The sequence below is a fragment of the Pseudomonas sp. NBRC 111143 genome, from assembly GCF_001320965.1.
Taxonomy (GTDB): Bacteria; Pseudomonadota; Gammaproteobacteria; order Pseudomonadales; family Pseudomonadaceae; genus Aquipseudomonas; species Aquipseudomonas machongensis.
In genome coordinates this window covers 149,906-162,876 of record NZ_BCBT01000004.1, presented here as the reverse complement: position 1 = coordinate 162,876, position 12,971 = coordinate 149,906, and the positions used below count along the sequence as shown (strand labels likewise).

Genomic DNA, 12,971 nt, shown 5'->3' with positions numbered 1-12,971 from the left:
CAAAATGAAGAACGCCCTGCAGCATATTCGTGCCTTCATCACCGTTGCCCAACGTGGCAACTTCGCCCGCGCCGCCGACGACCTGCACCTGTCGCCCTCGGCCCTGACCGTACAGATCCGCCAACTCGAAACCTGGCTGGGCGTCGCCCTGCTCGAACGCAGCCCTCGGCACGTCACCCTCACGGGCGCAGGGCGCGAGGCGCTGCCGGCAATGGAGAAGCTGCTGCTCGATCTTTCCAACATCGTCAGTGCCAGCCAGGGCTTGGCGGCGGTGCGCCGCGGGGTGGTCACCGTGGCTGCCCTGCCCTCGCTGTGCGCCGGGGCGCTGGCCGAGCGGCTGGCGGTGTTCCGCCAGTGGCATCCAGGTGTCGAAGTGCGTCTGCGCGACCTGGTTGCCGAGCGCATCGTCGAGCGCGTGCGCGAAGGCGATGTGGATTTTGGGGTGGGTGTGCGCAGCCAGTTCGGCCATGGGCTGGACTTCACGCCGCTGTTGCGCGATCGACTGTGCCTGTTTGTGCCCGCCGGGCACCCGCTGGCCACCGGCCCTGTCGGTCTGCAAGCCTTGGACGGCCTGCCAATGATTCTCACCGGGCGCGACAGCAGCGTGCGGGCGCAGATCGAACAGGTGTTCCGCGCACACGGGCTGGTGTTGCAAGCGGCCATGGAAGCCAACTACATGTCGACGGTATTGGCGCTGGTGCGCAATGGGTTGGGCGTCACGCTGCTGCCGGAGTCGGCGCACGACGGTACACACAGGTTGCTGCGCAGGCCCTTGGAAGCGCGAGGTCTGGAGCGTGAAATCGGTATCATCACCCGCACAGAGTGCAGCCTTTCGCCAGCAGCTTCGGCCTTGATCGATTGCCTTGGTGATCTGTCTGGCACAGATGAGTGACCTATCATTTTTGCCAGTTGTCGACGAGCGCGGAACCTCAGTAGGTTAGATCTCAACAATGTTGTCCGAAACGGCGATGTCGTGTGTTGCTGTTCAAAGGATCTGACCCGAGGGAGCAAAGACCATGGCGAGTAAAGCACCGACCTCAATTAGTCTATTGGCCGCATTATTTTTATCGTTTTCTGCACTTTCCTCCGCCTGGGCAGCCGAGGTTGCCCCTGATGAAGTAAACAAAGAAAACGCCTTGGCGACAGTTGAAACATTGGGGGAGGAATTGACCAAGGCTCTCACCCCTGGCGTCCTGTATCAGTTGGATTGGGGCAACCCCAAGCATTATGCGTTCTACAAGGCTCAACAACTCCAGGCAGGGAATACAGAAGCACATGCGCCCGAACTGTTCAGGCGCATGGAAGCTGCGCATGAACAGCGGGTGAAAGCGCTAGCGGTTTCCGGCACAAAGGCCAATCCCGTAAAACCGGTTGACTTCCCCGAGACGTCCATTAATGCCGACGCCCCATTGGAAGATCTTCAGTTCATCTCGGAGCTTTCGCGCTCGAGCGCGGCGGTAAATAGTTCAGCGATCACCTACCAGTCTGAAGCCATTTCCTCACTTGTGAACGGCAGTGACGCGAACACGATCACACTCGTTATGTATAACGACTTCACGGGGGATTTTGTTGCCTCGCAGACCGCGACTGACCTGACGAGTCTTCCTGACTTCCGCGTTAGCATGAGTGCCACGGTGGCGTCGGCAATTCCCGTTCGCGCTGTCGCTGTCTTCAGCGTGATCCCCAAAGACCCTGACGCTGAACTTCCACCGCCTGTCATGATAAAGGCGGTCAGTTCAACGGGGCTCGTTGACGCGTGTATGACAGAGCCCAGGCCCTGCGAAAGAGGCGCCAATGGCCAATGTGTCGCTGCTTCTGCATCGACTGAAGCCTGCAGCAATAAACTCGCTGACAAAGATAAACCCATCTTGATGTGCTGGAACCGCCTCAGCCGCGAAGAGTGCGATTATTGGGCAAGCCAGAACAAGCCTGTCAACTATGTAATTCCCGTCTCTGGCTACGCCGTCACCGAGGAAAAGACCGGATCCACGCTCACTGGCGCTACGACGATCTATTTACAAAGTCTGGCTGGAGGGGGATGCCGGGTGTACTCCAAAACAGGGGAAAATTTGGACGATTGGACATCTGACGGTAACGGAAAGATGAGTTTCCAGTACGCTGCCGAAACGTTCAAACGTAATCCGTCATGCTTGACTAACAACGTAGACTCACTCGTCAACTTCTGGATGACCAACAACGTCATCCTCCCAGGAACACCAGACGACCCCTTGCCACGAAACGTAACGTTTGTATTTACCAGCGATACCAGATCCGCTGGGCAACCCGGCAGGGAGATCATCCCTCAACTCCGCATCATGGAAGGTTGTGTCGCAGGGGGCACCTTGATCACCCTGGCGTCGGGCAAGACCAAGAAAATTGAAGATATCGTCTCGGGAGACCAGGTGAAGACACCTGCTGGCGTGCGCACCGTCAGTGAAAGAACCACGGGTACAGAAAATGAATTCATGCTTGAGATACGCACTACCGGCCAGACCCTCCATGTCACGCCCACCCATCCCATCATGCGAGCGATTCAAGTCGGGAGCGCCGTGAGAAACGTAGAGGTACAGGCACGGGAAATCCATCCAGGCGACAAGTTGGCCGTCGAGGGTTCTCCGGTTACGGTGACGGGCGTCGACTATGTCGAGGCTCACGCCACCCCTGTATACAACTTGCAGTTCAACGGTGGCGTCGAGGGTAGTTATTATGCCAACGGCATTTTGTCGGGTAACCTCGCGACGCAAAATATGCTGGCAGATCTCAAAAACAGAGCGCCACTTCTCAGCCCAGCGCAACAGCGAGCAAAAGTCCATCCGGCGTTCTTGACCGATTACGATAACCAGCAAAAACAAAAGGCGCAGCGTTCCTCTGACAAAAGCGGTGCTTCACAGGAGGTCAACAATGCTGCGCGATAACGATGCACTCAGGCCCACCATCGTCCGGGCGGTTTACGAGGCAGACTGCCTGAGCGTGGCATGGAACCCTCTCGAGTGGGTCAAGCCCGCGGGTTGGGTGATCACCTTGTGCCATCAGGACGCAAGTGGCTGGACGTCATTGAAACATCAGTTCATTCCAGACCGCGCGGCCACCGCCGGCATATTGCCTCTGGCCGAACCCCTGAGCGCGATGCGCGAATATCGCGTCACCCTGATGGCCCTGCTGGAGAAGGGGGAATCAAAGAGCAGCGCCCCACTGCCCCTGGCAACCCTCCAGCCGGTCCTGCACTCGGCGATATACGATGGCGAGGCCTTGCACATTGATTGGCAGCCCTCCAGCCAGGCTCTCCTGGGCTATGAGATCGTCGTGTCATCCACGGTCAGCGGCACGACATTCGTCATTCCAGTCAGCGGAACAGACAGCGCCTGTGCTGTCGTGAGCAATTCGCAACTAGACGGGGGGCTAGGCAATAACCAAGGCTGGACAGTCGGCGTGGAGGCTGTGGCTTGCGAGCGTACCCGCGCCCGATCGGAGCTGATTCATTTCCCGCCATCCATGAACCCGCCGAATCTGGAGCAGAGCCCGCTTTATCGCGGTGGAAACCGCATAGCAGTAGCATGGTTTACGCTGGATCCCACAGAGATCGTGCAATACCAACTGAAGCTGCACAGTACGCTTACCGGCAAGCATTACGAAATGAGCCTGCCCATGGAATACGAGTTCGCCGACTTTCCACTGTCGTCGCCACTGCCGGAATTCGATGAGCTCACCTTCACCCTCACGGCCCTGACCGCAAAAGGTGCAGGCATCAGGACCACGCCTTTGCGCGTTGTGGCAGCCAGGCCCGAAATCACTTCAGTGGTGTTGGACAACGAGGGCGTCGATGTAGCCTGGAACATGTCGAACAGTCTGCAGTTCACTCACTACATCGTGCAGGTGTTTTCGCCAGAGACCGGCACGGTCGCCGCCTCTGCGAGCGTCGATGCCCCTCGGACCCAGGCACGCTTGTCGTTGAAAGCGCCGCTCAGGACCGACAAGAAGTGGGTGTGTCAGGTCATTGCATATCCTGGGTCCGGGATCGGTACAGAAGGCGATTGGGTGCCGATGATCACGGGGGCTCCACGGCTTGCCCTGCTCCGGCCGAGAGTGGGCGTCGTGGATGTCACTTGGTCGCCTCCGGAGTCGGTGGTGTCGCCTGAAGGCACATGGATATCGATTATTCGCGCAGGGAATGTCATCAGTCAGGACCGGGTCGCTGGCTGCAGTGCCCGGATGATGATTCCAGTGTTCGATGCGAACCTGGATCAATTGCTGAGCGTACAGCTGACGCCCATCTGTGGGAAAGCCTCCAGCAGGACGCAATGGCAAACCGAGCAAACTGCTCCGGCTCGCTGAAAGGTGTGGGCGCAGACGGGCCTGTTTCGAGGGAAGCGGGCCCGTCGCCGCGAGTATGCCCATCTGGAACGTCACGGGTGCCTGCGCGGCAATTCATCGCTACAATGCCACCCTAAACCGTGACAGCCCGAACCTATAACGACATGTCCCTTCCAAAGAATCACCTGGAACTGCTCAGCCCTGCCCGCGATGTGGCCATAGCCCGCGAGGCCATCCTGCATGGCGCCGACGCCATCTACATCGGCGGCCCAAGCTTCGGCGCGCGGCACAACGCGTGCAACGAGGTCGGCGATATCGCCGAGTTGGTGGAGTTCGCCCGGCGCTATCACGCGCGGGTCTTCACCACGATCAATACCATTCTCCATGACAACGAGCTGGAGCCTGCACGCAAGCTGATCCACCAGCTGTACGACGCCGGTGTCGATGCATTGATCGTCCAGGACCTGGGGGTGATGGAGCTGGACATCCCGCCGATCGAGCTGCATGCCAGCACCCAGACCGACATCCGTACGCTCGAGCGGGCCCGGTTTCTCGACCAGGCCGGTTTCTCCCAACTGGTGCTGGCCCGTGAACTGAACCTGCAGCAGATCCGCGCCATCGCCGCCGAGACCGATGCTGCCATCGAGTTCTTCATCCATGGCGCGTTGTGCGTGGCCTTCTCCGGTCAATGCAACATCTCCCACGCCCAGACCGGCCGCAGCGCCAACCGCGGCGATTGCTCGCAGGCTTGCCGCCTGCCCTACACCCTCAAGGACGACCAGGGCCGAGTGGTTGCCTTCGAAAAGCACTTGCTGTCGATGAAGGACAACAACCAGACCGCCAACCTGCGTGACCTGGTCGACGCCGGCGTGCGCTCGTTCAAGATCGAAGGGCGCTACAAGGATATGGGCTATGTGAAGAACATCACCGCCCACTACCGCAAGGAGCTGGATGCGATTCTCGAGGATCGCCCGGACCTGGCCCGCGCGTCGAGCGGTCGTACCCAGCACTTCTTCGTACCCGATCCAGACAAGACCTTCCACCGCGGCAGCACTGACTACTTCGTCAGCGACCGCAAGATCGACATCGGTGCCTTCGATTCACCCACCTTCACTGGCTTGCCGGTGGGTGTGGTGGAAAAGGTCGGCAAGCGTGACCTGATGGTGGTGACCGAGGTGCCGCTGACCAACGGCGACGGCTTGAACGTGTTGGTCAAGCGCGAAGTGGTGGGCTTCCGGGCCAACATCGCCGAGCCGCGTGGCGAGTTCGAGGAAGACGGCCAGACACGCTACCGTTATCGCGTCGAGCCCAACGAGATGCCCGACGGCTTGCACAAGCTGCGACCGAACCACCCCCTGTCGCGCAACCTCGACCATAACTGGCAACAGGCGCTGCAACGCACCTCCTCCGAGCGTCGCGTCGCGGTTCAGTGGCAGGCCGTGCTGACCGAGCAACGCCTGGCGCTGAGCGTCACCAGCGAGGAAGGCATCACTGTGCAGGTTGCCCTGGACGGCCCGTTCGGTGCGGCCAACAAGCCGCAACAGGCACTGGATCAGTTGCACGACCTGCTGGGCCAACTGGGTACCACCCAGTACTACGCCGAGACCATTGAGCTCGATGCCCCGCAGGCGTATTTCATCCCCAACTCTCAGCTCAAGGCCCTGCGCCGCGAGGCTATCGAGGCGCTCACCGAGGCGCGGGTCAAGGCGCACCCTCGCGGCAGCCGCAAGGCCGAGACCAGTCCGCCACCGGTCTATCCCGAGGCGCACCTGTCGTTCCTGGCCAACGTCTACAACCAGAAAGCCCGTGACTTCTATCATCGCCATGGGGTGAAGCTGATCGATGCTGCGTTCGAGGCCCATGAGGAACACGGCGACGTGCCGGTGATGATCACCAAGCACTGCCTGCGCTTCTCGTTCAACCTGTGCCCCAAGCAGGCCAAGGGCGTTACCGGTGTACGAACCAAGGTCGCGCCAATGCAGCTGATTCATGGCGACGAAGTGCTGACCCTCAAATTCGACTGCAAGCCGTGCGAAATGCACGTGGTCGGTCGAATGAAAGGCCACATCATCGACCTGCCCTCCCCCGGCAGTGCGGTGGGCCAGGTGGTTGGGCACATCAGCCCGGAAGACCTGCTCAAGACCATCGTGCGCGCGCCGCACTGAGTCCGAGCCCGGGCGCTGCCTGACAGCGCCCGGCATTTTCTACAGGCTAGAGCCAGAAAAGTCTCAGATGAGGCTTTTTCATCTCGAAAATATTGAACAGCCTGGTATTTTCTGCACAATGGTTTCCATGCGACCCACGCGAGGAACCCTGATGCAACCCACCCCCCACGACGAACGCCTGCTCAAGGCGCTTGCCCATGCCATCGTCGTCCACCCCCGTGCCACGCTCAAGGAGCTGGCCGAGACCGCCGGCATCAGCAAGGCCACCCTGCACCGCTTCTGCGGTACCCGCGACAATCTCGTGGACATGCTCGAGAAGCACGGCGAGCGCGTGCTGAACCAGGTTATCGAGGAAGCCGACCTGGCCAACGCCGAGCCGCTGTAGGCGATACGCTACCTGATCACCGAGCATCTCAAGCACCGAGAGATGCTGGTATTCCTGATGTTCCAGTACCGCCCCGACACCTTGCTCGGCGACGGCGACGACCGTCGTTGGGACACATACACCCAGGCCATGGATGCATTCTTCCTGCGCGCCCAGCAGATGGGTACGCTGCGCATCGACATCAGTGCGGCGGTCTTCACCGAAATGTTCCTGACCATGATCTTCGGCATGGTCGATGCCGAGCGCCGAGGTCGGGCGGCCAGCGCCAATTCGGCGCTGGCACTGGAGCAGTTGTTCCTGCAAGGAGCAAGGGTCCAGGCCTGAGGCATGGCAAAAAAAAGGCCCCGGGACACAAGGTCCAGGGGCCGAACGGTTGGATCGTCCAACCAAAGGAGCCCTTCAGCCCTTGGGCGCGGGCCATCCCCCGCCCAACGCGCGGAACAGATCGACCAGGGCAATCTGACGCTGGGTGCTGGCGTCGATCAGCGTTGACTCGTTCACATAGCTGCTGCGCTGCGCATCCAGGTAGCGCAGGTGATTGTCTATCCCGCCCTGATAGCGCGCCCTTGCCAGCTCCAGGGTTGCACGGCTGGTCTCGACCAGCGCGCTGCGCGCCGCTTCCTCTCGGCGCAGCGTGTCGCTGGCCGCAAGCGCATCGGCCACTTCGCGAAATGCCGTCTGTACCGTACCCTCGTAGGCCGCCACTGCCGAGTCCTTGCGTACCTGCGCAAGATCCAGCCCGGCGCGGTTGCGCCCGCCATCGAACAGCGGCAACGACAGTTGTGGCATGAAGCTCCAGCTACGCGAGCCACCGTCGAACAGCCCCGACATCTGTGCGCTCGAGGTACCGAAGCTGCCGGTGAGGCTGATCCTCGGGAAGAACGCCGCGCGGGCCGCGCCGATATCGGCGTTGCGGGCCCGCAGCCGGTGCTCGGCAGCGAGAATGTCAGGGCGCCGTTCGAGCAGCGCCGAAGGTGCACCCGGTGCGATGTCCTGCAGCACTCGGGGGGCTTCGCCGGCAGATACCGGCAGCTCTCTGGCCACGTCGGCACTGCCGACCAGCAGCACCAACGCATTAAAGGCCTGGCGCTGCTGGCGCAGGGTGCTCTCCAGCTCCGCGCGTGATTGCTCGACCAATCCCAGCGCCTCCTGATGGTCCAGCGCCGTGGCGGTACCGGCGGCGCGTCGTTGGCCGACCAGGGCAAGGGAATCCTCACGGCTGGCCAGCGTCTGGCGGGTCAGGGCCAGGCGGCGCTGAGCGCCATCCAGGGTGAGGTAGACCTGGCTGACCTCGGCGATCAGCGCCAGGCGCGCCGCTCGACCGGCCTCCTCCGTAGCCAGGTACTGCTCCAGTGCCGCATCGCTCAGGCTCTTGACCCGACCGAACAGGTCCAGCTCGTATTCGGGCAAGGCAAGACCGACCTGATAGGTGCTGGCCACACCGCTGCGTCCGTCGGCCGCCAGGCTCGCTGGCTGGTGCTGGCGATTGCCCGACGCGCCGGCGTTCAAGCCCGGTATACGATCGGCGCGCTGGATCCGGTACTGGGCACGGGCCTGCTCGATATCGAGCAAGGTCTGGCGCAGCGAGCGGTTGCCGTCCAGAGCGCTGCTGATCAGCTGGCGCAGGCCCGGGTCGACCACGAACGCCTGCCAGTCCAGTTGCTCCACGCTCTGCCCTTGAGCTGCCGCGCCGTAGTGCCATTGCGCCGGGATCGGCGCCTCGGGGCGTTGGTACTGCGGCGCCATCGAACAACCCGCCAGCATCAACGCCATCGCCAAGGGGGCGATTCCTTTACCCATGACCATCACTCCGGCACCTCGACAGAACGTTGCGCAGCAGCCTTGCCGGCCCTGCGCTTGAGCAGCGACAACACCCAGACGAAACAGATCGGCACGAACACCACCCCCAGCAACGTCGCGCTGAGCATGCCGCCGATCACCCCGGTGCCGATCGCCCGCTGACTCGCAGCCCCCGCGCCAGAGGCGATAGCCAGCGGTACCACGCCGAGGATGAAGGCCATCGACGTCATCACGATCGGTCGAAAACGCAGGCGCGCAGCCTCGATGGCGGCTTCACGCAGGCTGTGGCCCTTCTCCACCAGATCCTTGGCGAACTCGACGATCAGGATCGCGTTCTTCGCTGCCAGGCCAATGATGGTGATCAGGCCGACCTTGAAGTAGACATCGTTGGGCAGGCCGACCACCATCACCGCCAATACCGCGCCCAAGGCACCGATCGGCACGATCAGCATCACGGTCAGCGGAATCGACCAGCTCTCGTACAACGCCACCAGCAGCAGGAACACCACCAGGATGGCCAGTGCGAACAGGCTGCTGGCCTGGCCGCTGGAGACTTTTTCCTGATACGAGAGCCCGGTCCAGGCATATCCAATGCCGGGTGGCAGATCACTGACCAGATGCTCCATCTCGGCCATGGCTTGACCGGTGCTATAGCCTGGAGCCGCGTCACCGGCAATACGGATCGAGGGGTAGCCGTTGTAGCGCACGATCTGCACCGGGCCTTCCTCCCAGCGCGTGGTGACGAAGGCGCTGAATGGCACCTGCTGCCCTTCGTTGTTCGGCGCATAGAGGCGCAGCACCGCGTCCGGGGTCATCCGCTCGCCCTGTTCGGCCTGGACGACCACGCGCTGCTGACGCCCGGCGTTGGTGAAGTCATTGATCACCTGCGAACCGAACGCCGCCGACAGGGTGCTGTTGATGCTCTCGAAGGTCACGCCCAGGGCGCGGGCCTTCTCACGGTCGATATCGACCCGCAGTTGCGGCGCCTCGGCGAGCCCTTCCATCATCGCGTAGAGGATCGCAGGGTTGCCGTTGGCCTGCTGCAAGAGCCGGTCACGCGCGGCCAACAACGCTTCGCGCCCCAGGTTGCCGCGGTCGAGCAGCCGCAGGGCGAACCCGCCGGAGTTGCCCAGGCCATCGATCGGTGGCGGGTTCACTGCCATGATGCTGCCGTCACCGTGCGCCGCGAACTGCGCGTTGATGACCTGGGTTTCGGCATCCACCGACTGTTGCGCGCTGCGCTCGGACCAGTCCTTGAACGTCGGGAATGCCAGCGCCGCGTTCTCACCCATGCCCGAGAAGCTGAAACCGCTGACCAGAAACGCCGAAGCAATGGCTTCGCGTGACATCAGGAACTGCTCCAGCGCCTGGCCTGTGGCATCGGTGCGCACGCGGCTGGCGCCTGGCGGCAGTTGCACATCGACAATGGCGTAGCCCTGGTCTTCTACAGGCACGAACGATTCGGGCAGGCGCAGGTAGAAGTAGCCCAGCACCACAAGAATCCCCGCATACACCAGCATGAAGCGGCCAGCGCGCGCCACGAAGGCGCTGTTGAGCGAAGAGTAGCGTGCGGTCAGGCGGGCAAAGCCGCGGTTGAATGCGCCAAAGAAACCGCGTTTCTCATGTTGCCCCTGGGGCACCGGCTTGAGCAGCGTGACGCACAGCGCCGGGGTGAACGTCAGCGCCAGGAAACCCGAGAACAGGATCGACACGGCCAGCGACAGCGAGAACTGCTGGTAGATCACCCCCACCGAGCCAGACATGAACGCCAGCGGCAGAAACACCGCCGACAGCACCAGCGTGATACCGATGATCGCCCCGGACACCTGGCCCATGGCCTTGACCGTCGCCTCCTTGGGCCCCAGGCCCTCCTCGGCCATGATCCGCTCGACGTTCTCCACCACTACGATGGCGTCGTCGACGAGGATACCGATGGCCAGGACCATGCCGAACATGGTCATCATGTTCACCGAGAAGCCGAGGAGCTTCATCACCAGCAAGGTGCCGAGCAGGCACACCGGCACGACGATCGACGGGATCAGGGTGTAGCGGATGTTCTGCAGGAACAGGAACATCACCAGGAACACCAGTACCATCGCCTCGATCAGGGTATGGATGACTTTCTCGATGGCCACGTCGACGAAACGCGAGGTGTCATAGGGCACCGAGTATTCGACACCTTCGGGGAAGAACTCGGACAGTTCGGCCAGGCGCGCCTTGACCCGCGCGGCGGTCTGCAGGGCGTTGGCTCCAGGAGCCAATTGCACGGCACCGGCCACCGCCGGCTTGCCATCGAGGCGCGAGGAGAAGTTGTAGCTCTCGCTGCCGACCTCCAGCCGCGCGACATCGGCCAGGCGTACCATCGAGCCATCGGGATTGGCACGTAGCACCACTCGGCCGAACGCCTCTGGATCGTCCAGGGTGCCATGCACCGCCAGGGTCGCGGTCAGCTCTTGCTCGCTGCTGCCCGGCGCACTGCCGAAGGCGCCGGCCGGCACCTGCACGTTCTGCCCACGGATGGCATTGCCGACATCGTCGATCGACAGCCCGTAGCCAACCAGCTTCTGCGGATCGATCCACACACGCATGGCCGCTTCCGAGGAGAAAAACTGCAATTTGCCCACCCCGGGGATGCGTCGCAGCTCGTTGTTGATGTTGCGCGCGGCATAATCGCCCAGTTGAGTGGTATCGCCATGGCTGGCCGCGTCGGTGTAGCTCAGGGCGTAGATCAGCAGGAAGCCAGCGCTGGTTTGTTCGACCTCGACACCTTGGGTGGTCACCGCCTGCGGCAGCCTCGCCTCAGCTTTTTTCAGGCGGTTCTGTACGTCGACCTGGGCCAGCTCGGGTTCGGTGCCCGGCTCGAAGGTGACGACGATCTCGGCGATGCCGTTGGAGTTGTTGGTCGACTCGAAGTACAGCAGGTTCTTGGCGCCGTTGAGCGACTCTTCGATGACGCTGGTGACCGACTCCACCAGCACCTTGGCCGAAGCCCCCGGATAGGTGGCGGTAATGGTGATCTGCGGCGGTGCGACACTGGGGTATTGCGCGACCGGCAATGACGGAATCACCAGCAGGCCGGCCAAGGAAATGAACAGCGCCACGACCCAGGCGAAGTTCGGACGATTGATGAAGAACGTGGACATCATGCTTTCCCCGCCTTATCGCGCCGCGGCTTGCTGGGTTGCCGATGGCGCCACCGGCATGCCTGGAGCCAGACCCGCTGGGCTGCCGACGATGACCTGATCACCCGGCTGCAAACCCTCGGTGATCAGCCAGCGCGCGCCATGCATGGTGCCGGTCTGCACGCCACGGGCCTCGGCCATGCCGTCTGCACCTACCAGCATCACCCGTGCCTGGCCATCGGCGCCGCGCTGCACCGCACGTTGCGGCACGAGAATGGCGCGGTTGTCGGTGCCCTGTGGGGTGTATACGCGCACGTACATGCCTGGCAGCAGGATGCCGTCAGCGTTGTCGAAGCGTCCGCGCAGGGTGACCTGGCCGGTACCGCGATCGACCGAGACGTCGGTGAAGACCAATTGCCCGGAGCGCTCGTAATCGGTGCCTTCGACCCGCGCCGTGAGGTGCTGGTCGCTGCCGGTGGCCAGTGCGCCATCCTTCAGGGCCTGGCGCAAACGCAGGGCATCGGCGGCGGACTGCGTGAAGTCGACATAGATCGGATCGAGCTGCTGGACGCGCGCCATCAGGGTCGCGTCGCCCTGCCCGACCAACGCACCTTCGGTCACCAGGGCGCGACCGATACGACCGGAGATCGGCGCCTTGACCGTGGCGTAGCCCAGGTTGAGACGTGCGGTTTCGACATCGGCCTGGGCCGAGCGAATCGCCGCTTCGGCGCTACGCAGGTCGGCGCTGGCAGTGTCGAAGTCCTGCTGGCTGACCGCTTCGATCTTCACCAGAGGTGCATAGCGCTTGACCCGTGCCTGCGCTTCCTGACGCACCGCCTGCGCGCGCGCCAAGTCACCCTCGGCGCGCGACAGCGCGGCCTCGAAGGGCGCCGGGTCGATCTGGAAAAGCACCTCGCCGGCCTGGACGTCCGCGCCTTCTTCGAAACGCTTGTGCAAGACGATACCAGCCACCCTGGCACGCACTTCAGCGACACGCATCGGCTCTACCCGACCGGGCAATGTGGAACTCAAGGTCAACGCCTCATTGGCGACGGTCAGGGTTTGTACGGGTAAGGCGCTCTGGGCGCTGGCCTGAGGTTCTTCGCCCCCCCCGCAACCCGCCAGTGCCAAGGTGGCTGCCAGGCAGCTGGCCAATGCTGTTGCACGCAAATTGCTCATTTTTGCTCA

At 62.5% G+C, this 12,971-nt stretch carries 7 protein-coding genes and 1 pseudogene; 5 read left to right on the top strand and 3 right to left on the bottom strand.

Annotated elements, in window-relative coordinates; all coding sequences use genetic code 11:
• Positions 1-4: 4 nt before the first annotated feature.
• The 5 genes and pseudogenes from APH44_RS03980 (at position 5) to APH44_RS03960 (ending at position 7,185) form a co-directional block, all read left to right on the top strand.
• The gene (locus APH44_RS03980; protein ID WP_054891434.1) at positions 5-892 is read left to right on the top strand and encodes a LysR family transcriptional regulator; all 888 of its coding nucleotides are present in this window, start codon (positions 5-7) and stop codon (positions 890-892) included.
• Positions 893-1,016: 124 nt separating this feature from the next.
• Positions 1,017-2,915: a Hint domain-containing protein gene (locus APH44_RS03975; protein WP_082420831.1), complete on the top strand. Its 1,899-nt coding sequence runs from the start codon at positions 1,017-1,019 to the stop codon at positions 2,913-2,915.
• Complete coding sequence (locus APH44_RS03970) at positions 2,902-4,332, top strand: hypothetical protein (protein WP_054891396.1); 1,431 nt, start codon at positions 2,902-2,904, stop codon at positions 4,330-4,332. Before APH44_RS03975 ends, APH44_RS03970 begins: the two co-directional genes overlap by 14 nt.
• A gap of 143 nt (positions 4,333-4,475) precedes the next feature.
• Complete coding sequence (locus tag APH44_RS03965; RefSeq protein WP_054891395.1) at positions 4,476-6,476, top strand: U32 family peptidase; 2,001 nt, start codon at positions 4,476-4,478, stop codon at positions 6,474-6,476.
• Positions 6,477-6,627: 151 nt separating this feature from the next.
• Positions 6,628-7,185: pseudogene (locus tag APH44_RS03960) on the top strand (TetR/AcrR family transcriptional regulator).
• Positions 7,186-7,260: 75 nt separating this feature from the next.
• Here APH44_RS03960 and APH44_RS03955 read toward each other — a convergent pair.
• The 3 genes from APH44_RS03955 to APH44_RS03945 are packed head-to-tail and all read right to left on the bottom strand — an operon-like array spanning position 7,261 to position 12,962.
• Positions 7,261-8,667, bottom strand: a complete 1,407-nt coding sequence (locus APH44_RS03955) for an efflux transporter outer membrane subunit (protein WP_054891394.1) — start codon at positions 8,665-8,667, stop codon at positions 7,261-7,263.
• Positions 8,667-11,804, bottom strand: a complete 3,138-nt coding sequence (locus APH44_RS03950) for an efflux RND transporter permease subunit (protein WP_054891433.1) — start codon at positions 11,802-11,804, stop codon at positions 8,667-8,669. The genes APH44_RS03955 and APH44_RS03950 overlap by 1 nt, the downstream gene beginning before the upstream one ends.
• 15 nt (positions 11,805-11,819) lie before the next feature.
• Complete coding sequence (locus APH44_RS03945; RefSeq protein ID WP_054891393.1) at positions 11,820-12,962, bottom strand: MexC family multidrug efflux RND transporter periplasmic adaptor subunit; 1,143 nt, start codon at positions 12,960-12,962, stop codon at positions 11,820-11,822.
• Between the last annotated feature and the right edge of the window lie 9 nt (positions 12,963-12,971).

Coding starts and splice junctions, on each gene's coding strand:
- APH44_RS03980 (WP_054891434.1), top strand. CDS start 5: ATGAAGAACGCCCTGCAGCATATTCGTGCCTTCATCACCGTTGCCCAA.
- APH44_RS03975 (WP_082420831.1), top strand. CDS start 1,017: ATGGCGAGTAAAGCACCGACCTCAATTAGTCTATTGGCCGCATTATTT.
- APH44_RS03970 (WP_054891396.1), top strand. CDS start 2,902: ATGCTGCGCGATAACGATGCACTCAGGCCCACCATCGTCCGGGCGGTT.
- APH44_RS03965 (WP_054891395.1), top strand. CDS start 4,476: ATGTCCCTTCCAAAGAATCACCTGGAACTGCTCAGCCCTGCCCGCGAT.
- APH44_RS03955 (WP_054891394.1), bottom strand. CDS start 8,667: ATGGTCATGGGTAAAGGAATCGCCCCCTTGGCGATGGCGTTGATGCTG.
- APH44_RS03950 (WP_054891433.1), bottom strand. CDS start 11,804: ATGTCCACGTTCTTCATCAATCGTCCGAACTTCGCCTGGGTCGTGGCG.
- APH44_RS03945 (WP_054891393.1), bottom strand. CDS start 12,962: ATGAGCAATTTGCGTGCAACAGCATTGGCCAGCTGCCTGGCAGCCACC.